Below are 228 nucleotides of genomic sequence, written 5' to 3' on the forward strand. Positions count from 1 at the left end.
GGGGGAAAAAATAATTTTTTTTATTTTTTTTCCCCCTTCCCCTTTTTTTTTTTTCCCCCCCCTTTTTCCTTTTTTTTTCTTTCCCTTTCTTCCCCCCTTTTTTCCCCCCTTTTTCCTCTTTTTTTTTTTCAGCTGATCTTTTCCCCCCTTCCCCTTTCTTCTCTTTCCTTCGCTTTTTTCTTTTTGCGTCTTGATGTCCCCCTCCTCTTTGTTTTCTTCCCCGTTTTT

1 protein-coding gene is annotated in these 228 nt (G+C 39.0%); it reads right to left on the minus strand.

What is annotated here, in order from left to right; translation table 11 throughout:
- On the minus strand, nucleotides 1–228 hold a 228-nt coding region (locus FG152_RS27215), incomplete at both ends, for a hypothetical protein (RefSeq protein WP_498989495.1).

This window comes from Ochrobactrum sp. XJ1, assembly GCF_024701725.1.
GTDB classification, from domain to species: Bacteria; Pseudomonadota; Alphaproteobacteria; order Rhizobiales; family Rhizobiaceae; genus Brucella; species Brucella anthropi.